We start from the raw sequence: 18,209 nt of genomic DNA on the forward strand, positions 1-18,209 counted from the left end.
CCGATCCGGGTACGGTCGGACGGCGGCAGGGCGGCCGGACCGCCGGCCAGTGAGGCGACGACGTGAACGGGCACAGCGGAGGCACCATTCCACGGCAGGGCGTCACCGAGCGCCAGCGAGGCGGCGACATGCCTGAGGTCACTGATGGTGAGGGTGTCGGCGGCCGGCGGGTGACACCGCCGGTCCCGGCGCCAAAACCCAAACCCGCCTCCCGAGTCCGCATGTCGGCGGCCCAACGACGCGAGCAGTTGATCGCGACCGGTCGCCAGCTCTTCGCCGAGCGCGGTTTCGACGCCACCTCCATCGAGGAGGTGGCGTCCCGCGCCAAGGTCTCCAAACCCGTGGTGTACGAGCACTTCGGCGGCAAGGAAGGTCTCTACGCGGTGGTGGTGGACCGGGAGGTCCGGGCCCTGCTGGACCGGATCACCACGGCGTTGACCGCCGGGCACCCGCGGGAGCTGCTGGAGCAGGCGGCCTTGGCGCTGCTGACCTACATCGAGGAGGAGACCAGCGGTTTCCGGGTGCTGGTCCGCGAGTCGCCGCTGATGTCCGGCACGGCCACCTTCAGCAGCGTGATGAACGACGTCGCGCACCAGGTCGAGCACATCCTGGGCGCCGAGTACAAGAGCCGGGGGTACGACCCGAAGCTTGCCGAGCTCTACTCGCAGGCGCTCGTCGGCATGGTGGCGCTGACCGGCCGCTGGTGGCTGGAGGTGCGCAAGCCGCGCAAGGAGACGGTGGCGGCACACCTCGTCAACCTGGCCTGGAACGGGCTGTCGCACCTGGAGGCGAAGCCGACGCTGATCACCGCCCGGCGGCACTGACCAGTCGTCAGCGTCGGTGCACGTCGGCCACCGGGTGTTTGCGGTTCGTCAGCTCCGCCTCGGCGTGTTCCGGTGGGCCGATCTTGTCGTACAGGCCGGTGCCCAGCAGGATCAGGCCGAACAGCATCGACACGATCACCGTCGACATCGAGAAGTTGAGGAAGTTCGCACCGGTCTGCAGCACCGACATCATCAGGATGCTGGTCACCAGGAACACCACGCCGGCCGTGAGGTTCATGTAGTGGCCGAGGTTGGTGCGCCGGGACGCCCCGATGATCAGGACGACTCCGAAGACCACCGAGGCGAGTGAGAAGGCCAGGTTGGTACGCAGCCCGAGGGCCCAGGTGCTGCTGCGATCGAACAGCGGGTCGCCGATCGTCTCGGCGACACCCCAGACGCCGAAGACCAGGATGTAGACGCCGATCAGACCGGAGAGGACCCGGTAGAGCGGCCGTGCCGGATGGTTAACCGGAAAGTGCGGCATACCCAACCCCCTGATTGACCGTTTCAGGAGGAATTGTCACCCAAGGTAAGACCAACTGTCCGAAGAACCCCAAAGCCGAAAGGGTCCGCCAAAGGCTGGACCCGGTCAGGTTTTCGCCGGAGCCCGAGCTGCGCAGGGATCAAGCCTGACCGCCCGGAGCAGCTCGGGCTCCGGCGAAAACCCACAACCGCAACCAAGCAACAAACTCAGAGAACGAGCCGAGCCTTCCGGAAAGCCTCCGCCTCGTCCTCCGACCCGACCTTGCCGTACATCCCGACCATGAGCAGCACCAGGGCGACGGTCATCACGACCATGACGGTGACGATGCTGAAGTTGAGGATGTTGGCGTCGGTCCGGATGAAGGCGAGGCTGGCCAGGCTGATCACCATCAGGGCGTACGACAGCCACTGGTTGATCGCCACGTCGATGTTGCGGCCGAGCGCGATGCCGACCAGCACGACGAGCCCCAGCAGCACGCTGAGCAGCGAGAAGCCGAGGTTCGTGCCCTGGCCGAGGACCCGGGTGTCATCCTGGGCGAGGATCTCGTTGCCGGTGCTCGCGATGATGCCGAGCACACCGAAGACCACCAGGTACAGACCGGTCAGCCCGCCGATCGCCCGGTAGATCGGCCGCGCGGGGTGGTTGACGGGGGTGTGGGCCATGTCTGAGTCTCCAACGCCGTGGGGTAGGTGTCGCCGACGATTGTCCCGCATGTGGCGGTGTGACGCCGCACACGGCCCCCGGGCCGGTGCGTCCGGCCCGGTCAGCTCTCGGGAAGCTCCTCGGCGAGCGTCATCCAGGTTTCCTCGATCCGCTCCCGCTCGGCGCGCAGATCCTTGAGCTGAGCGTCCAGGTCGGCGACCCGGGCATAGTCGGTGGCGTCCGCCGCGAGTTGGCCGAGCAGGGTGGTCTCGCGCTGGTCGAGCTTGCCGAGCTGCCGTTCCAGGCGGGACAACTCCTTGCGGGCCTGGCGGACCTCGGCGGCGGACATGCCGCCTCCCGAGGCGGGCGCGGAGGTCGAGGTCGAGGTGACGCCCGCCCGCGAGAAGCCGGCTCGCTCCGCGGTCCGGGCGAGGTATTCGTCGACCCCGCCCGGCAGGTGCACCAGCCGGCCGTCGCCGAACATCCCGTACGCGGTGTCGGTGACCCGCTCGATGAGGTAGCGGTCGTGGCTCGCCACGATGATCGTGCCGGGCCACGAGTCGAGCAGGTCCTCCAGCGAGGCGAGGGTGTCGGTGTCCAGGTCGTTCGTGGGCTCGTCGAAGAGCAGCACATTGGGCTCACCGGCGAGCAGCCGCAGCATCTGCAACCGGCGGCGTTCGCCACCGGAGAGGTCACTGACCGGGGTCCAGAGCCGCCGGTCGTCGAAGCCGAACACCTCGGCGAGCTGCGCGGCGGAGACCTCCCGGTCGCCGAGCTGCACCCGGCGGGCGACCTCCTCGACGGCTTCGAGGACCCGCAGGTGCCCGGGCAGCTCGCTGAGCTCCTGCGACAGGAACGCGGGCCGCACGGTGGAGCCGGTGCCGAGGCGACCACCGTCGGGGCGGGTGATGCCGGCGAGCATCCGCAGCAGCGTGGTCTTGCCGGCGCCGTTGGCGCCGAGGATGGCGATCCGGTCTCCCGGGCCGACCAGCCAGGTGACGTCGCGCAGGATCTCCTTCGGGCCGGCGTGCAGCTCGACGTTCTCCAGGTCGTACACCTGCTTGCCGAGCCGGGAGGTGGCCATGCGCTGCAGCGACATGGTGTCGCGCGCCGGCGGCACGTCGGCGATCAGCGCGTTCGCAGCGTCGATGCGGAACTGGGGCTTCGACGTCCGGGCCGGCGGTCCACGGCGCAGCCAGGCGATCTCCTTGCGGAGCAGGTTCTGCCGGCGGGCCTCGGTCGCGGCGGCGACCCGGTCGCGCTCGGCGCGGGCGAGGGTCCAGGCGGCGAAACCACCCTCGTAGGCGCGGACGGTCTGGTCGGCGACCTCCCAGGTGTTGGTGCAGATCGCGTCCAGGAACCACCGGTCGTGGGTGACCACGACCAGGGCGCCCTTGCGCCCCACCAGGTGCCGGGCCAGCCAGTCGACACCGCCGACGTCGAGGTGGTTGGTGGGCTCGTCGAGGATGAGCAGGTCGGAGTCGCGAACGAGCAGCGCGGCGAGCGCCACCCGTCGCCGTTCGCCACCGGACATCGGGCCGACCGGCTGGTCGAGGCCGAGGTGCGGCATGCCGAGGCCGTCGAGGATGCCCCGGACACCGGCGTCGCCAGCCCACTCGTGCTCGGCGCCCATGCCCTCGTTGAGCCAGGCGGTGCCGAGGACCACGTCCCGGACGGTGGCGTCGGGCGCGAGGGTGAGCTGCTGCGGCAGCCACAACACGCGGAGGTCGCGGCGGTGGGTCACCCGGCCGTCGTCGGGGTCCTCCTGCTTGGTGAGGAGCCGCAGCAGGGTGGACTTGCCGGCGCCGTTGAGGCCGACCACGCCGATCCGGTCGGCGTCGTCCAGGCCGAGCGAGACGTCCGTGAGCAGCCGCCCTGCCGCGCCGTACCCCTTGGACACCCGGTCCAGATTGACGATGTTCGCCACGTTCCACCCTTCATGATCAAGGCGTCCGGGTGCCGGCGGGCACCTGGACGCCTGCCCCAAGGGTACGCGGACGCCCCGGGCACCCGCGCCGCGCGCCCGCAGGCCGGGTGGGACGCGCCGTCAGCCGACCCGGGCGCCGGCGACCGGACCGCGCGCGACCCGCGCCTGACGGCACACGCCGGCAGCGGTCAGCTCGGCGGCGATCCGCTCCGCGTCGGCGGCGTCGGCGGCGAGGAACACGCAGGTCGGCCCGGAACCCGAGACGATGCCGGTGAGCGCACCGGCCGCCTCACCCGCCTTGAGCGTGTCGGCCAACGCCGGGCGCATGGCCAGCGCGGCGTCCTGGAGGTCGTTGCCGAGCATCCGGGCCAGCACCCGGGGATCGCGCTGGCGCAGCGCGCCCAGCAGCCCGTCGGTGCTGCCCAACGGGTCACCGGCGGCGCCGGCGTCGCGGAGCCGATCCAACTCCCGGTACGCGGCCGGGGTGGACAGGCCGCCGTCGGCGAACGCCACCACCCAGTGCCAGGAGGTGGGGCGGACCAGCACCGGGCTGATCGCCTCGCCCCGGCCGGTGCCCAGCGCGGTGCCGCCGTAGATCAGGAACGGCACGTCGGAGCCCAGGTCGGCGGCGATCCCGGCCAACTCGTCGCGGGACAGCCCGGTGCCCCAGAGCGCGTCGCAGGCGACCAGGGCGGCGGCCGCGTCGGCGCTGCCACCGGCCAGCCCACCGGCGAGCGGGATCTGCTTGCGCAGGTGCAGTCGGGCGTGCGGCAGCACCCCGGCGTACCCGGCGAGAGCGTGCGCGGCGCGGATCACCAGGTTGCTGTCGTCGAGCGCCAGCTCGCCGGTGCCCTCGCCCTCCATGGTCAGGGCGAGCGTGTCGCCCCGGCGGGCCGTCAACTCGTCGTAGATCGAGATGGCGTGGTAGACGGTGTTCAGCTCGTGGTAGCCGTCGCGACGCAGCGGACCCACCCCGAGGTGCAGATTGACCTTCGCGGGCACCCGGACCTTCACCGGCCCGATGGCCCCGAGCCGCTCGTCCTCGCCGTCCGGTCGCCAGGCCTCGGTCACGGGGTGATGTCCCGCACGTGCAGGCGGATGTCGAACGGCTTGGCCACGATCAGCTCCTCGGCAGAGTCGGCGGCCAGCTCGTAGCGGCCGTCGACCAGGTCGTACGCGTACACGTGCACCGGATTCTGCTCGATCCGCCAGTAGTGCGGGATCCCGGCATCGGCGTAGTCCGCAGGCTTCTCCAACCGGTCCCGCCGACGCGTGCCGGGCGAGACGACCTCGACGGCCAGCATGACCTGCTCAGCATCGAAGTAGTGGCTGGTGCCAACGAGGGGACGGCGCAACAGCACCACGTCCGGCTCAAGGGTGTTGCGGTGGTTGATCGCCACTCCGATGGCGGTAGCTGGCGACAGATCCAGCGGGGCGTGCTGTCGCAGCCACATCCAGAGCAGGCTGCTGATGTTCTGGTGGTCATAGGTGGGGGAAGGGACGACGACGAGGACTCCGTCACGTAGCTCGACGCGGGGGGCGTCGTCGGGCAGGGCCAGCACGTCCTCGATGGTGTGGTTGGCCAGTCGCTGCCGGACGGGATCCGGACCCCATGTCCCCTGGGCGGTGGGCTCGATCGGCTGCGCGGTCACTCGTACACCTCCTCGGCGGGCACGGCGTCAGCCTACTTCGCGGTACGCGTACCGGCCGGAGCCGACGCGGCGATGGCGGCGAACTGCTCGACGGTCAGCGACTCCCCCCGGGCGCCGGGGTCGACACCGGCCGCGGTGAGCGCCGCGGCGGCCCGGTCCGGGCCACCGGCCCAGCCGGCCAGGGCGGCGCGCAGCGTCTTGCGGCGCTGCGCGAACGCCGCGTCGACAACGGCGAAGACCTGCTTCCGGGGTACGTCGGCGCGGGGCGGCTCGTGGCAGGTGAAGGCGACCAGGCCGGAGTCGACGTTGGGCACCGGCCAGAACACGTTCGGCGGCACCTTGCCGGCGCTTCGCGCGTGGGCGTACCAGGCGAGCTTGACCGACGGGATGCCGTACACCTTGGAGCCGGGACCGGCGACGAGCCGGTCGGCGACCTCCTTCTGCACCATCACCAGGCCGTGCCGCAGGGTGGGCAGCACGGCGAGCAGGTGCAGCACCACCGGCACGGCCACGTTGTAGGGCAGGTTCGCCACCAGCGCGGTCGGCGGTGGGTCGGCCAGCTCGGCGGCGTCGACGCGCAGCGCGTCGGCGCGGTGCACGGTGAGCCGGCCGGCGTCGGCGCCGGCGTGCCGGGCGACGGTCTCCGGCAGCGCCCCGGCGAGCACCGGGTCGATCTCCACGGCGTGCACGTGCCCGGCGACCGGCAGCAGGCCCAGGGTCAGCGAGCCGAGCCCGGGGCCGACCTCCAGGGCCACGTCGTCGGGGGTCAGCCCGGCGGCGGTGACGATCCGGCGGACGGTGTTCGGGTCGTGCACGAAGTTCTGGCCCAGCTTCTTGGTGGGCGCGACGCCCAGCCGGGCGGCGAGTTCCCGGATCTCCGCCGGGCCGAGGAGACCGGTCATGGTTGGCAGCGTAGCGACGGGGTCGGGGCCGACCGTCGGGCCGGGCTCACCACGGGCCGAAGGCCCGGTCACCGGTGGCGGAGATGGCCGCGCACAACTCGTCCAGGTCACTGCCGGTGGTCGCGGCGAGCGCGCGGACGGTGAGCGGGATCAGGTACGACGCGTTCGGCCGGCCCCGGTGCGGCGTCGGCGTGAGGTACGGTGCGTCGGTCTCCACCAGCAGTTGGTCCAGCGGGGTGAGCGCGGCGGCCTCGCGCAGCGCCGTCGCGCTGCCGAAGGTGACGGTGCCGGCGAAGCTCAACAGGTAGCCCCGGCGCACGCACTCGCGGGCGAACCCGGCGTCACCGGAGAAGCAGTGCAGCACCACCGTCTCCGGCGCGCCCTCGTCGTCGAGGATCCGCAGCACGTCGGCGTGGGCGTCCCGGTCGTGGATGACGAGCGCCTTGTCGTACCGCTTGGCGATGGCGATGTGCGCCCGGAAGCTGGCCTCCTGCGCGGCACGCCCCTCGTCGCCGGTCCGGAAGAAGTCCATGCCGGTCTCGCCGATCCCCCGGACCCGGTCGCGGGCGGCGAGGGACTCGATCTCCCGCAGCGCCTCGTCGAGGTCGGTCAGGCGGGGCGCCTCGTTGGGGTGCAGCGCCACGGTGGCCAGCACGGCGGGATACCTGTCGGCGGTGTCCGCGCCCCATCGCGAGGAGGCGACGTCGACCCCCACCTGGACCAGCCGGTCCACGCCGACCGTGGCGGCGAGCGCGATGGCCACCGCGACCGGGTCGTCGGCCGGGCCGCCGCCCGGCACACCGGCCTCACTGACCGTGATGTCCAGGTGGGTGTGGCTGTCCAGCACCGGCCGGGGCAGCGGCTCGGGGGCGGGCGGAAACTCTCCGGCCCGCCGGGCGGCACGCTCTCGACGGGATTCAGTGGGCTCGCTCATCAGCGACAGCATCACACACCGGGCCTGTCCATCTGCCCGCCACCCGACGTTCACCCCGACTACGCCGCGCGACTCTACCGTCGCCGCGTGAGCGAGCGAAGCGAGGCGGCGGCGTGAGCGTCACACCCCACGCGAGCGGCGCGGCCGAAGAACGCACCGGGCTGCGCGTGGCGTTCGGCGGGGGCGTCTACCCGGCCGAGGAGATCGCCCGGGGTGCCGCGTACGAGTTGTTCAGCGCCGACGAGGTGGCCGGCTTCGAGTGGGCGCCCCGACCGGGCAGCGCCCTGCCGTGGCACCGGTTCGTGCACGTCACCGAGGTGACCGCGGTGCACGGCGCCACGGAGCCCTCCGACGAGCCGGAGACGCCGCTGATGGTGCCGGCGCACCGCGAGCGGGGTTGGGCGTACCTGCACCAGCTCAGCCAGCAGCCCGCCGCGGCGGCCGATCCGACGCTGGCCGCGGCACGGGCGTCGGCGGTGGTCCGGCGGGGCACCCGGATGGTCAAGGTGCTCTCCGCCCAGCAACTCGCCGGGTACGTGCGGGGCTGGTTGCCGCACGGCTTCTGCTACCGCGAACACGACGTGGCGCACCTGCGTACGCCGGCGACGACGACGGTGCTGCGGACCGACGGTGAGGTCAGCAGGGACGGTCCGGAGGTGGCGTACGCGTTGCGCTGGCGGGCGTCCGACCCGGGCGACTACGACGTGCCGGTGGGTGAGGCGCACCGCGGCCTGACCGCGCTGGGATCCCGGGACCGGATCGGCGCGCCGGTGCTGGGCACGGGCTTCGTGCCGAGCAACGGTCACCTCATCCCGGAGTTCATCACCCGCGACTTCGCCGACCTGCCGATGCCGGCGAACGCCGCCCTGATCGCCTATCCGGCGGAGGGGGTGGAGGTGGTGCTCTACACCTACCAGGCCGAGCAGCGCGGTTGGCTGCGGATGGTGGGTCCGCAGTGGCGGCACCTGCTGGCCGCGGTGCCGGGCCTCTCCCCGGACCAGGAGTACGTGCCGAACGCCGACGCGCCGCGTTCCACCCAGCTTGTCGGTTGGTACGGCGACAGCGAGTACGAGGCGGTGGCCGACCTGCCCGGCGGGTTCCGGGTGCTGGCGAAGACCCGGGCGGCCCGTTACCCGGTGAGCGCGGTCGCCCGTCGGGTCCGGTTCGCCCAGTGGCGGGGCGTGCCGTGCCTGGTGCTGCGGGAGGAGGCCGGTTGGTTGCGGCTGCGGCTGCGCTACCCGAACCCGGACGCAGTGGTCGCGGCCGGTGCGCAGTGCCAGGAGCGGGGGGTCTACGAGGCTTGGGCGCCGGGCGCCGAGGTGACCGACGACCAGGTGATGGACGCCCGGTACGTGATGTGACGGCCCCGGGCGGCAGGATGACCCGCCGCCCGGGGCGTCGCGCGTTCAGTCGGCCAGCCGGGCCAACTCCTCGTCGACGATCGACGGGTCGAGCTTGCGGAACACCGGCTTCGGCGCGGCCAACGGCCGGCCCGCCTCGATCGCCACCGACTCCCAGCGCGCGCCGACGGTGTAGTCCCCGGTCAGCACCGGGTACGCCGGACCGCCGTCCAGGTCGTCGACCTGCTCGATGACCGGCATCGGCGCGTGCACGCCGGTGCCGCCGAGCAGCTCGTGCACCTGCTGCGCGGAGTGCGGCAGGAACGGGGTGAGCAGCGTGTTGGCGTCGCTGATCACCTGGAGCGCGACATGCAGGATGGTGCCCATCCGGGGCTTGTCCGCCTCGGCCTTGAGCTTCCACGGGGCCTGCTCGGACAGGTACCTGTTGGCCTCGGCGACCACCTTCATGGCCTCGCCGATGGCCTGCTTCTGCCGGTGCCGGCCGATCAGGTCGCCGACCGTGGTGAACCCGGTCCGGGAGACGGCGAGCAGCGCCTCGTCGGCCTCGGTGAGCCCGGCCGGGTCGACCGGCGGGATCGCGCCGAAGTTCTTCGCCGCCATCGAGACGCACCGGTTGACCAGGTTGCCCCAGCCGGCGACCAGCTCGTCGTTGTTGCGGCGGAGGAACTCGGCCCAGGTGAAGTCGGTGTCGTTGCTCTCCGGACCGGCAGCGGCGATGAAGTACCGCAACGCGTCGGCGTCGTAGCGGTCCAGGAAGTCGCGAACGTAGATGACCACCTTGCGGGACGAGGAGAACTTGCGCCCCTCCATGGTCAGGTATTCGCTCGACACCACCTCGGTGGGCAGGTTGAGCCGACCCAGCTCGCCCGGCGCGCCGTCGCGGGAGCCCTCGCCGGAGTATCCGGAGAGCAGCGCCGGCCAGATGACCGAGTGGAAGACGATGTTGTCCTTGCCCATGAAGTAGTAGGAGCGGGAGTCCTTGCCCTCCCCGTCGGTCGACCACCACTTCCGCCACGCCTCCGGGTCGCCGGAGCGGCGGGCCCACTCGATGGAGGCGGACAGGTAGCCGATCACCGCGTCGAACCAGACGTAGATCCGCTTGTCGGACCGGTCCCGCCAGCCGTCGAGCGGGATCGGCACGCCCCACTCCAGGTCCCGGGTGATTGCCCGGGGCTGGAGGTCGTCGAGCAGGTTGCGGGAGAAGCGCAGCACGTTGGGTCGCCACCCGTCCCGGGTGTCCAGCCACTGCCGCAGCACCTCGGCCAGCGCGGGCAGGTCCAGGAAGAAGTGCTCGGTCTCGACGAACTTCGGGGTCTCCCCGTTGATCCGCGACTTGGGGTCGATCAGGTCGATCGGGTCGAGCTGGTTGCCGCAGTTGTCGCACTGGTCGCCGCGCGCGCTGTCGTACCCACAGATCGGGCAGGTGCCCTCGATGTAGCGGTCGGGCAGGGTGCGCCCGGTGGACGGGGAGATCGCGCCCATGGTGGTCTTCGGCACGATGTAGCCGTTGCGGTACATCCCCTCGAACAGCTCCTGCACCACCGCGTAGTGGTTGCGGGTGGTGGTGCGGGTGAACAGGTCGTAGGAGAGGCCGAGGCCGTGCAGGTCCTCGACGATCACCCTGTTGTACCGGTCGGCCAGCTCGCGCGGGGTCACCCCGTCGGCGTCGGCCTGCACCTGGATCGGGGTGCCGTGCTCGTCGGTGCCGGAGACCATGAGCACGTCGTGGCCGGCCATCCGCATGTACCGGGCGAAGACGTCGGAGGGAACGCCGAAACCGGAGACGTGGCCGATGTGGCGGGGGCCGTTGGCGTACGGCCAGGCCACTGCCGCGAGAACGTGACTCATGAGCAGCAAGCCTAGTGACCCGGCCGGGGCGACCGCGAACCAATAGGGGGTGCCGGGCCGACGGACCGGACCGACCACCCCGCCAATTGGTCCGATTTGTCGCCGACACGCGGCTCAACTGCCCGATCCGCCCTCCCGATCGGTGTGCAATGAACCTCGTGACTGGCAGACGAGCGGCGCGGGATCACGAGGACCCTCCCACCGGCCCGACGGTCGACGGCGACCCCGAACCGGCCGCACCCCGCGGTGCCGGGGTCGCGCCCCAGCCCAGGCCGGTGCCCGGTGTCGACCCGGCCTCCGCGCCGCGACCGAGCCCGGCCGCACGTCCGGGCGCTGCCACCCGTCCGAGCCCGGCCCCACGACCGGGCGCTGCCGCACGACCGGGCACTGCCGCACGACCGGGCACTGCCGCCGACCGGCCGGCGGAACAGCAGCACACACCGTCCGGACGGGCGGTCGCGCCGAGACGCGACGACGCCATGAATCTCGCCGCCACCCCGGCCCGGCCCACGCCGGCCGCACCGACGCCCACCCCGGTCCGTCCGACCCCGGCGGCACCCGTACCCAGCCCAGCCCGACCCGACCCGCCAATCCCACCGGTCGGTGCGGAGGCCGTCGAGGTGGAGCCGACCACCGGGGCGCCGGTGGACGCGGTGCCGAGTCGGGTGCCCGTCCGGCAGCAGAGCAGCCGGGAGCGGGGCCTTCGGGCCGGCGGTGACCAACCGGACGACGACGGCGCCTTCTGGGCGCCGATCGAGCAGGTGCACTGGGACGGCACGCCGGTCCGGGAGGACCCGTCGCCGCAGCGCGACCGCGGCTCACGCCAGGCGCGACGGCGCGCGCCGAGCCGTGGCGTCCCACCGCCGGATCCGCTGCCCGGGCTCGCCGCGCTGGTTTCGCTGACCCTGGTCACGGCCTTCTTCGCCTGGGTCAGCGCCGGCCCGTTCTGGCTGGCGGTCGGGCACGCGCGAGCGGGCACCGTGGTGATCGCCGAGTGCACCGGCGGCGGGCTCACCCAGCGGTGCCGGGGGATCTTCACGGAACGGGACGGGCGGTTCGTCGCGCACGGGGTACGCGTCAGCGGTGTGCCCGCCGGGGCGGACGCGACCGGCACACCGCTACCGGCGCGGATGACCGGCTCCGACGGCGGCACCGCGTACGCGGACACCGGACTGGTCCGGCACCTGCGCTGGCTGCCCGGTCTGCTGGTGGTGCTGTGCTGCACCGCCGGCATCGTCAGGTGGACCGGGTCGGCCCGACTGCCCGGCCGCCGGCACCGCCGCTGGGCCGTGGCGGTCGCCGTCACCGGCCCGGCGCTGATCACCGTCGGCTTCCTGGTCGCCGCCTGGTGAACCCGCCGTCCGCCGGGACCCTCGGTCAGCTGTGCACGATCGTGTAGACGTCCCGGCGGCGCAGCGCGTACTCGGTCGCGACGTCGGTGATGGCGTCGCGGCGGGACCGGCCGGCGGCCTCCCGCTCGGCGACCGCCGCGCGCAGGGTGTCGTCGTCGGGGCGCTCCGGTGCGGTCACCGGCGCCCCGGCCACCACCAGGGTGATCTCACCGCGCGGGTCGCCCTCGGCGGCCCACCGGGCCAACTCGCCGAGGGGGCGGCGGACGACCTCCTCGTAGGTCTTGGTGAGTTCGCGGCAGAGCGCGGCCGGCCGGTCCGCGCCGAACGTGTCGGCCAGGTCGGTGAGCGCCGCGCCGATCCGGTGCGGGGCTTCGAAGAAGACGAGCGTGCGCTCCTCGGCGGCGAGGGCGCGCAACCGGGATCGGCGGGCGCCGGGGGTGCGGGGCAGGAAGCCCTCGAAGCAGAACCGGTCGCAGGGCAGCCCGGACACCGCCAGGGCGGTGGTGACGGCGCTCGGCCCGGGAGCGACGGTGACCGGCGCCCCGACGTCCAACGCGGCCCGCACCAGCCGGTAGCCGGGGTCGGAGACGCTCGGCATCCCCCCGTCGGTGACAAGTGCCACCACGTATCCGCCGAGGATGACCTCGACCAGCTCGGGCGTACGCCGCTCCTCGTTGCCCTCGAAGTAGGAGACGATGCGACCGCCGACGGTGATGTCGAGATCGCGGGCCAGCCGGGTGAGCCGGCGAGTGTCTTCGGCCGCGACGACGTCGGCGCTGATCAGCACCTCCCGAAAACGGGCCGAGGCGTCGGCGGGGTTGCCGAGCGGGGCACCGAGCAGGATCAGGCGCCCAGCTTCGGACATTTCACCCACGAATTCGTCTCCTTCATCGACAGCGAGTACCGGTATCGGGGACGACGGGCGCCACCGAGCACCTTGGCAGCCTACGATCGCCGGGTGACGAGTGCGTCGACTGCGCAGAGCCCGAGCGCCGATCCTGCCAAGATGGTCGAGGTGACGGGCGAGCCCAGCCCACACCAGGAGCCGACGGCGCCGCCCGCCGGTGACGGCGGCGTGCCCGCCCAGATCCGGCGACGGTTCGCCACCATCGACAGCCAGGTGGACCGGTTCTCCTGGGCGGCCACAGCCGTGGTCGTGGCCATCGCGGCGATCCTGCGCTTCGTCGGGCTGTCCAGCATCAAGGGCAAGATCTTCGACGAGACGTACTACGCCAAGGACGGCTACGGGCTGATCAGCCGGGGCGTCGAATGGAACTACAAGGACAACGGCCCGTCGTACGTCGTGCACCCACCGCTGGGCAAGTGGCTGATCGGCCTCGGCGAGTGGGCCTTCGGCTACCAGGACGCCGACTCGAAGGTCTCGGTCCCCGGGCACCTGATGACCACCGCGCCGGAGTTCGGCTGGCGGTTCTCGGCGGCCGTGATCGGCACGCTGTCGGTGTTGCTGCTGGTGCGCATCGGTCGGCGGATGTTCCGCTCGACGGTGCTCGGCTGCGCCGCCGGCCTGCTGCTCGCCCTGGACGGCTTCCACCTGGTGCTGTCCCGGGCGGCGCTGCTCGACATCTTCCTGCTCTTCTTCGTGCTGGCCGCGTTCGGCGCGTTGGTGCTCGATCGGGACGCCCGCCGCCGCCGCTGGGCACGGGCGCTTGACGACGGGCTCGACCTGAGCCAGCCGGGCCGGGCCGGCCGACCGCCGACCGGCTGGCGCACCTGGCCGTGGTGGCGGTTGGCTGCTGGCGTCCTGATCGGCTGCGCCTGCGCCGTGAAGTGGAGCGCCCTGTACTTCGTCCCGGCCTTCGCGCTGCTGGTGATTCTCTGGGAGGTCGGCGTCCGCCGCTCGGCGGGGGTCCGCCGGCCGTGGCGGGACGCCCTGCTCGACGAGCTGCCCTGGTTGGTGCTGGCCGGCGTGCTCATGATCGGCACCTACCTGGCCACCTGGTCGGGCTGGCTGATCACCGACGACGGCTACTACCGGCTCGCGTCGGCCTACCCGGCCGCCCCGCTCAGTGACCGCCCGGTGATCGGGCCGCTGATCAACCTCTTCGAGTACCACCGTGCGGCGTACGGCTTCCATGCCCAGCTCGACGACGCGCACAAATACCAGTCGTGGCCGTGGCAGTGGTTGCTGCTCGGTCGGCCGGTGGCGTTCCACTGGACCGGTGACGGCGCCTGCGGCGCGCCGACCTGCGCCTCCGAGATCCTGCTGTTGGGCACCCCGCTGCTCTGGTGGTCCTTCCTGCCCGCCCTGGCGGCGCTGGCCTGGCTGGGCGTGGCTCGTCGCGACTGGCGGGCCGGCGCGATCCTGCTCACCGTGGCCGCCGGGCTGCTGCCGTGGTTCTGGTTCGCCCTCGACGGCCGGACGATGTTCTCGTTCTACACCGCGCCGGCGCTGCCCTTCCTGGTGCTGGCGGTGGTGTACGTGCTGGGCGCGCTCATCGCTCCCGCCGGGGGTGACGTGGGCACGGTGACGCCGCTGGTGCCCGGTGACCCGAGTTACGAACGCCGACTGGTGGGCAGCATCGCGGCCGGGGCGTACGTGCTGCTGGTGGCGCTCTGCTTCGCGTACTTTTATCCGATTTTCGTCGGCAAGACCATCCCGTATGCGGACTGGTTGTCCCGAATGTGGCTCGACGGCCGGTGGATATAAGCACCGACAGGCGACGCGCCGCATAGCGCGACGGAGAAGGGCCCGCACGCCGAAGCGTGCGGGCCCTTCTGACATAGACGCGCGCCCCGATCGCCTGCCACGGGGGAAGCGGGCGATTGGGGCGCGCATGAAGAGCTTAACCACCGCGCACCACCGGCACAACGGGTCAACTTAAGTCAGATTTCCGACCGATGGCGGCCGAGCCGATGCTTACCATCGGGCAGTTGACCGAGGGTGACCTGGCGTGGACCCAGCGCGCGATGGGGGCCGGCCAGCGGGGCTCGTCGATTCAGGCCGGGGGTGGCGGGCCGCCAACCCCCGCCATCCCAAGTGATCATCCAAAGTGGATCTCACTACACTGCGGGCCGTGATCAACTTCAAACGATCGGCGGCTGTCCTTCTCGGACTGTTGGCGACCACCGCGCTGGCCGGGCCGGTCCCGGCGCAGGCCGACGAGGAGCCGGTTCCCGAGCCTCCACGGGTTGAGCTCGTGCTCGACGTCAGCGGCTCGATGCGCGCCGCCGACATCGACGGACGCAGCCGGATCTCGGTCGCCCAGCAGGCCTTCAACGAGGTGGTGGACGCGCTGCCGGAGGACACCCAGCTCGGCATCCGGGTGCTCGGCGCGACCTACCGTGGCAAGGACAAGAAGGTCGGCTGCCAGGACACCCAGCAGATCGTGCCGGTCGGTCCGGTGGACCGCTCCGCGGCCAAGGCCGCGGTGGCGACGCTGCGGCCGACCGGGTTCACACCTGTCGGCCTGGCACTGCGCTCGGCCGCGCAGGACCTGGGCACCGGGGCCACCACCCGACGGATCGTGCTGATCACCGACGGGGAGGACACCTGCGCGCCGCCGGACCCGTGCGAGGTGGCCCGCGAACTCGCCGCCCAGGGCACCAGCCTGGTCGTCGACACCCTCGGCCTGGCCCCCGACGAGAAGGTCCGGCGTCAACTGCTCTGCATCGCCAGCGCGACCGGCGGCACCTACACCGCCGCCCAGAGCGCCGAGGAGCTGACCGGCCGGATCAAGCAGCTCGTCGAGCGGGCCGGCGACACCAACACCCGGGCGCCGACGGTCGTCGGCGGCGCGAACGCCTGCGACACGGCACCACTACTCGCCCCCGGCGTCTACGCCGACCGGGAGGCGTTCTCCGAGCACCGCTACTACCGGGTGCCGGTACGCCCCGGGCAGGAACTTCGCGCATCGGTGAGCATGGCGCTGGACCGAGCGGTCAACCGGGACTACGGGGTGCTGCTGCGGGCCACCGCAGCGGACGGCCGGGAACTGGTCCGGGGCGCGGACGCCGGCAGCGGGCGAGCCGACGTGCTCTCCGCCGGACTGCGCTGGTCGGCCACGGCCGACGACGAGGACGCCGCGCGAATCAAGGAGAGTGCCACCCCCGTCGTCGAACCCACCACCGTCTGCCTGGTGGTGAGCAACTCGTTCGCCCCACGCCCCGGCACCGCGGCGACTCCGGGCATGCCGGTGGAGTTGACCATCGACGTGGTCGCCGCCGCGCCCGAGCCGGACGGGCCGGATCTCGGCCGAGGTTGGGCCCTGCTCGCCCTGCTCACCGTCGTCGGGCTGCTCGCCGGCCTGCTCGCCGGCCTGCTCACCCGCTGGTGGGTCGCCACCTGGAGGGAAAACTGATGCGTACCGCACTGTCGCGTTCGCTGGCGGCCCTGCTCGCCGCAGGCGGAGCCGCGCTGCTTCCCGCCCCGGCCGTCGCCGCGCCGACCCCCTCCCCCGGAGCCACGCCGGTGAACCGGGCCGGTACGTCGTTCCTCGGCGCCACCCCGATCGCCGCCGGACAGCCGGTGCGGGTGGACGCCTCGATCGGCGACCACCTCTACTGGTCGTTCCCGGCGACCGCCGGTCAGGTGCAGGAGATCAGCGCCACCGTCACCTTCCCGAAGGGGCGCAGCGGCGCATCCACCTGGACGGTCGACGTCTTCGACGGTCTGCGGCGGCGTCAGGCGTGCACGGCGGGGGCGCAGACCCCGACCGTGGACGCCACGGCGACGAGCGTGGCGCTGGGCTGCACGCTGCGCGAGGTGCGGCCGTGGGCCGAGCCCTGGTCGGCCGACCCGCTGCCCGGCTCGTACGTCGTCCGGCTCTCCGTGATCGACCTGCCCGAGCCGGACCTGGGCGCGCCGATCGACGTGGACCTGCTGGTCGGCACCATCGCCGACCGGGGCGCCTCGACCGACGACGGCGAGCTGGCCGCGCCGCTGGTGCCGAACACCAAGGCGGGCACGGTGCTCAACGCCGTACCCCCGGCCGACCCGGACGCCGACGGCGAGGGTGACGCGGCGGACTGGTTGCCGGATCTCGGCTCGCGGTGGATCTGGACCGGCATCGGCGGCGTGCTCGCCGCGGTCGCCGGCGTGGTCGGCTTCGGTCTGACCCGGCGTCCCCGGCGCGGCTGACCCGCACGCACGCCCTGGTGGCCGCCGCCGGTCGGCGGCGGCCACCGGTGTGTTGCGCAGATCCTCGGAGGCGGCAGCGAGGCAGGAGCCCGGGTAGACGCTGAGGATCGCCCGGCCGGCCCAGTACTCCTCCAGCAACCGGCTGCGCTTGGTCGCGCGCGGCCGAGCGGATGGTGCTCGCCCTCCCCCGGTGGCGACCGGAGAGCGCTGCGGAAAAATCCGGCGTTACATCCCTGCGGTACCTTCACCCCTCATGGCAGTCGGAAATTTGACGGTTGACCAGGTGCTGGCGTGGCGGCCGGGCCGGGCATGCCTGGTGGGAGGCGGCGATGCGTGATCTGCTGCCCGCCACGGTCGCGGTGGCCGTCGCCCGGCCGGACGACTTCGGCGGGGAACTGCTGGCGGCCGAGCTGGCCTGCCTCGGCGAGCGGGCCGTGGAGAGCCGCCGGCGCGACTTCACCGCCGGGCGCGTCTGCGCCCGCCGGGCCATGGCCGGGCTGGGTCTGCCGCCGGCGGCCGTGCCGGCCGCCGCCGACCGGGCGCCGGTCTGGCCGGTCGGGCTGGTCGGTGCCATCACCCACACCCAGGGCTACTGCGCGGCCGCCGTCGCCCGCCGGGCCGACATCCGGTCCGTCGGCATGGACGCCGAGCAGCACCGCGAGCTCAACGCCGGGGTACGCCGACTCGTCCTGCTGCCCGAGGAGGAGGCCGACTGCGCGCGGTTGCCCGGCGGCACCTTCTGGCCGATGGTGCTGTTCAGCATCAAGGAGACCGTCTACAAGGTGTGGTACCCGGTTGTCGGCAGTTGGCTGGACTTCCACGACGCCCGGGTAAAGATCGACGCGGAGGCCGGTACGTTCACCGCGCGCATCGCGCCGGCCCGGGTCGACGCGGCGGCCGTCGCCGACCCGCCGAGCACGGTGGCCGGCCGGTTCGCGCTCGCCGACGGACTGGTCCGCACCGCCGCGATCCTCGAACACCGCTGGCCGTCCAACGGGTCAACGAGTGGTCGCCGCCGGGTGGGACGGCGCCCGGCGCGACGATCGGGTGGTCATGAGCGCACGGTAGCGTCGGCGGGTTCGGAGAGGCGATGGCATCGAGGCTGGTGGGCTGGCTCTAGGTGGCTCGCAGCGCCAGCGCCGAGTTCCGCCAGGACGGTTGGTAGGAGTTCGGGTTGGCTGCAGT

The 18,209-nt window shown here is 72.6% G+C and carries 15 protein-coding genes and 1 pseudogene; 7 read left to right on the top strand and 9 right to left on the bottom strand.

From position 1 onward, the window contains the following. Positions 1-128: 128 nt before the first annotated feature. The gene (locus AB0C01_RS29830) at positions 129-824 is read left to right on the top strand and encodes a TetR/AcrR family transcriptional regulator (protein ID WP_357241365.1); all 696 of its coding nucleotides are present in this window, start codon (positions 129-131) and stop codon (positions 822-824) included. Between the two features lie 7 nt (positions 825-831). On the opposite strand, the gene AB0C01_RS29835 is transcribed toward AB0C01_RS29830, so the two are convergent. The 7 genes from AB0C01_RS29835 to AB0C01_RS29865 all read right to left on the bottom strand — a co-directional run bounded on the left by AB0C01_RS29835 (position 832) and on the right by AB0C01_RS29865 (position 7,377). Then, positions 832-1,308: a DUF4383 domain-containing protein gene (locus AB0C01_RS29835; protein ID WP_357241362.1), complete on the bottom strand. Its 477-nt coding sequence runs from the start codon at positions 1,306-1,308 to the stop codon at positions 832-834. A 206-nt stretch (positions 1,309-1,514) separates the two neighbouring features. Beyond that, positions 1,515-1,970: a DUF4383 domain-containing protein gene (locus tag AB0C01_RS29840; RefSeq protein ID WP_357241358.1), complete on the bottom strand. Its 456-nt coding sequence runs from the start codon at positions 1,968-1,970 to the stop codon at positions 1,515-1,517. A 101-nt stretch (positions 1,971-2,071) separates the two neighbouring features. Beyond that, positions 2,072-3,877, bottom strand: coding sequence for an ABC-F family ATP-binding cassette domain-containing protein (locus tag AB0C01_RS29845; protein WP_357572717.1), 1,806 nt, complete (start codon positions 3,875-3,877; stop codon positions 2,072-2,074). Positions 3,878-3,997: 120 nt separating this feature from the next. Further along, a complete protein-coding gene (locus AB0C01_RS29850) occupies positions 3,998-4,948 on the bottom strand; it encodes a 4-(cytidine 5'-diphospho)-2-C-methyl-D-erythritol kinase (protein ID WP_357572718.1) in 951 nt (316 codons plus the stop codon). Further along, complete coding sequence (locus AB0C01_RS29855) at positions 4,945-5,529, bottom strand: Uma2 family endonuclease (RefSeq protein ID WP_357572719.1); 585 nt, start codon at positions 5,527-5,529, stop codon at positions 4,945-4,947. Before AB0C01_RS29855 ends, AB0C01_RS29850 begins: the two co-directional genes overlap by 4 nt. 32 nt (positions 5,530-5,561) lie before the next feature. Further along, positions 5,562-6,431 (bottom strand): 16S rRNA (adenine(1518)-N(6)/adenine(1519)-N(6))-dimethyltransferase RsmA, encoded by an 870-nt coding sequence (gene rsmA, locus AB0C01_RS29860; RefSeq protein WP_357241345.1) that lies wholly within the window; start codon positions 6,429-6,431, stop codon positions 5,562-5,564. A 46-nt stretch (positions 6,432-6,477) separates the two neighbouring features. Beyond that, the gene (locus tag AB0C01_RS29865) at positions 6,478-7,377 is read right to left on the bottom strand and encodes a TatD family hydrolase (RefSeq protein WP_357241342.1); all 900 of its coding nucleotides are present in this window, start codon (positions 7,375-7,377) and stop codon (positions 6,478-6,480) included. 101 nt (positions 7,378-7,478) lie between these two features. Here AB0C01_RS29865 and AB0C01_RS29870 point away from each other — a divergent pair, with 101 nt between their 5' ends. Then, entirely contained in the window at positions 7,479-8,726 is a 1,248-nt protein-coding gene (locus AB0C01_RS29870) for a hypothetical protein (protein WP_357572720.1), read from the top strand. A gap of 45 nt (positions 8,727-8,771) precedes the next feature. Here AB0C01_RS29870 and metG read toward each other — a convergent pair whose 3' ends face one another. Continuing rightward, positions 8,772-10,574, bottom strand: a complete 1,803-nt coding sequence (metG, locus tag AB0C01_RS29875; RefSeq protein ID WP_357572721.1) for a methionine--tRNA ligase — start codon at positions 10,572-10,574, stop codon at positions 8,772-8,774. A gap of 479 nt (positions 10,575-11,053) precedes the next feature. Here metG and AB0C01_RS29880 point away from each other — a divergent pair, with 479 nt between their 5' ends. Continuing rightward, positions 11,054-11,926: a hypothetical protein gene (locus AB0C01_RS29880; protein ID WP_357572722.1), complete on the top strand. Its 873-nt coding sequence runs from the start codon at positions 11,054-11,056 to the stop codon at positions 11,924-11,926. Positions 11,927-11,951: 25 nt separating this feature from the next. Here the strand turns inward: AB0C01_RS29880 and rsmI are convergent, their stop codons facing one another. Next, positions 11,952-12,800 carry a 16S rRNA (cytidine(1402)-2'-O)-methyltransferase gene (rsmI, locus tag AB0C01_RS29885; RefSeq protein WP_357241330.1) on the bottom strand — a complete coding sequence of 283 codons (849 nt, stop codon included), beginning with the start codon at positions 12,798-12,800 and terminating at the stop codon, positions 11,952-11,954. A 132-nt stretch (positions 12,801-12,932) separates the two neighbouring features. Here rsmI and AB0C01_RS29890 point away from each other — a divergent pair, with 132 nt between their 5' ends. The 4 genes and pseudogenes from AB0C01_RS29890 to AB0C01_RS29905 all read left to right on the top strand — a co-directional run. After that, a complete protein-coding gene (locus AB0C01_RS29890; protein WP_357242355.1) occupies positions 12,933-14,594 on the top strand; it encodes a phospholipid carrier-dependent glycosyltransferase in 1,662 nt (553 codons plus the stop codon). 367 nt (positions 14,595-14,961) lie between these two features. Continuing rightward, positions 14,962-16,245 carry a VWA domain-containing protein gene (locus tag AB0C01_RS29895; protein ID WP_357241327.1) on the top strand — a complete coding sequence of 428 codons (1,284 nt, stop codon included), beginning with the start codon at positions 14,962-14,964 and terminating at the stop codon, positions 16,243-16,245. Further along, on the top strand, positions 16,245-17,024 hold the full coding sequence (locus AB0C01_RS29900; protein WP_357572723.1) for a peptidase: 780 nt from the start codon (positions 16,245-16,247) through the stop codon (positions 17,022-17,024). Before AB0C01_RS29895 ends, AB0C01_RS29900 begins: the two co-directional genes overlap by 1 nt. A 329-nt stretch (positions 17,025-17,353) precedes the next feature. Beyond that, positions 17,354-17,998, top strand: a pseudogene (locus AB0C01_RS29905) (4'-phosphopantetheinyl transferase superfamily protein); the annotation flags it as partial. Positions 17,999-18,209: the final 211 nt, after the last annotated feature.

This window comes from Micromonospora sp. NPDC048905 (assembly GCF_040649655.1).
Lineage (GTDB): Bacteria > Actinomycetota > Actinomycetes > Mycobacteriales > Micromonosporaceae > Micromonospora.

What these genes read in the sequence shown, in the direction of transcription:
- AB0C01_RS29830 (WP_357241365.1), top strand. Translation starts at nt 129, where the DNA reads ATGCCTGAGGTCACTGATGGTGAGGGTGTCGGCGGCCGGCGGGTGACA.
- AB0C01_RS29835 (WP_357241362.1), bottom strand. Translation starts at nt 1,308, where the DNA reads ATGCCGCACTTTCCGGTTAACCATCCGGCACGGCCGCTCTACCGGGTC.
- AB0C01_RS29840 (WP_357241358.1), bottom strand. Translation starts at nt 1,970, where the DNA reads ATGGCCCACACCCCCGTCAACCACCCCGCGCGGCCGATCTACCGGGCG.
- rsmA (WP_357241345.1), bottom strand. Translation starts at nt 6,431, where the DNA reads ATGACCGGTCTCCTCGGCCCGGCGGAGATCCGGGAACTCGCCGCCCGG.
- AB0C01_RS29865 (WP_357241342.1), bottom strand. Translation starts at nt 7,377, where the DNA reads ATGCTGTCGCTGATGAGCGAGCCCACTGAATCCCGTCGAGAGCGTGCC.
- metG (WP_357572721.1), bottom strand. Translation starts at nt 10,574, where the DNA reads ATGAGTCACGTTCTCGCGGCAGTGGCCTGGCCGTACGCCAACGGCCCC.
- AB0C01_RS29880 (WP_357572722.1), top strand. Translation starts at nt 11,054, where the DNA reads ATGAATCTCGCCGCCACCCCGGCCCGGCCCACGCCGGCCGCACCGACG.
- AB0C01_RS29890 (WP_357242355.1), top strand. Translation starts at nt 12,933, where the DNA reads ATGGTCGAGGTGACGGGCGAGCCCAGCCCACACCAGGAGCCGACGGCG.
- AB0C01_RS29900 (WP_357572723.1), top strand. Translation starts at nt 16,245, where the DNA reads ATGCGTACCGCACTGTCGCGTTCGCTGGCGGCCCTGCTCGCCGCAGGC.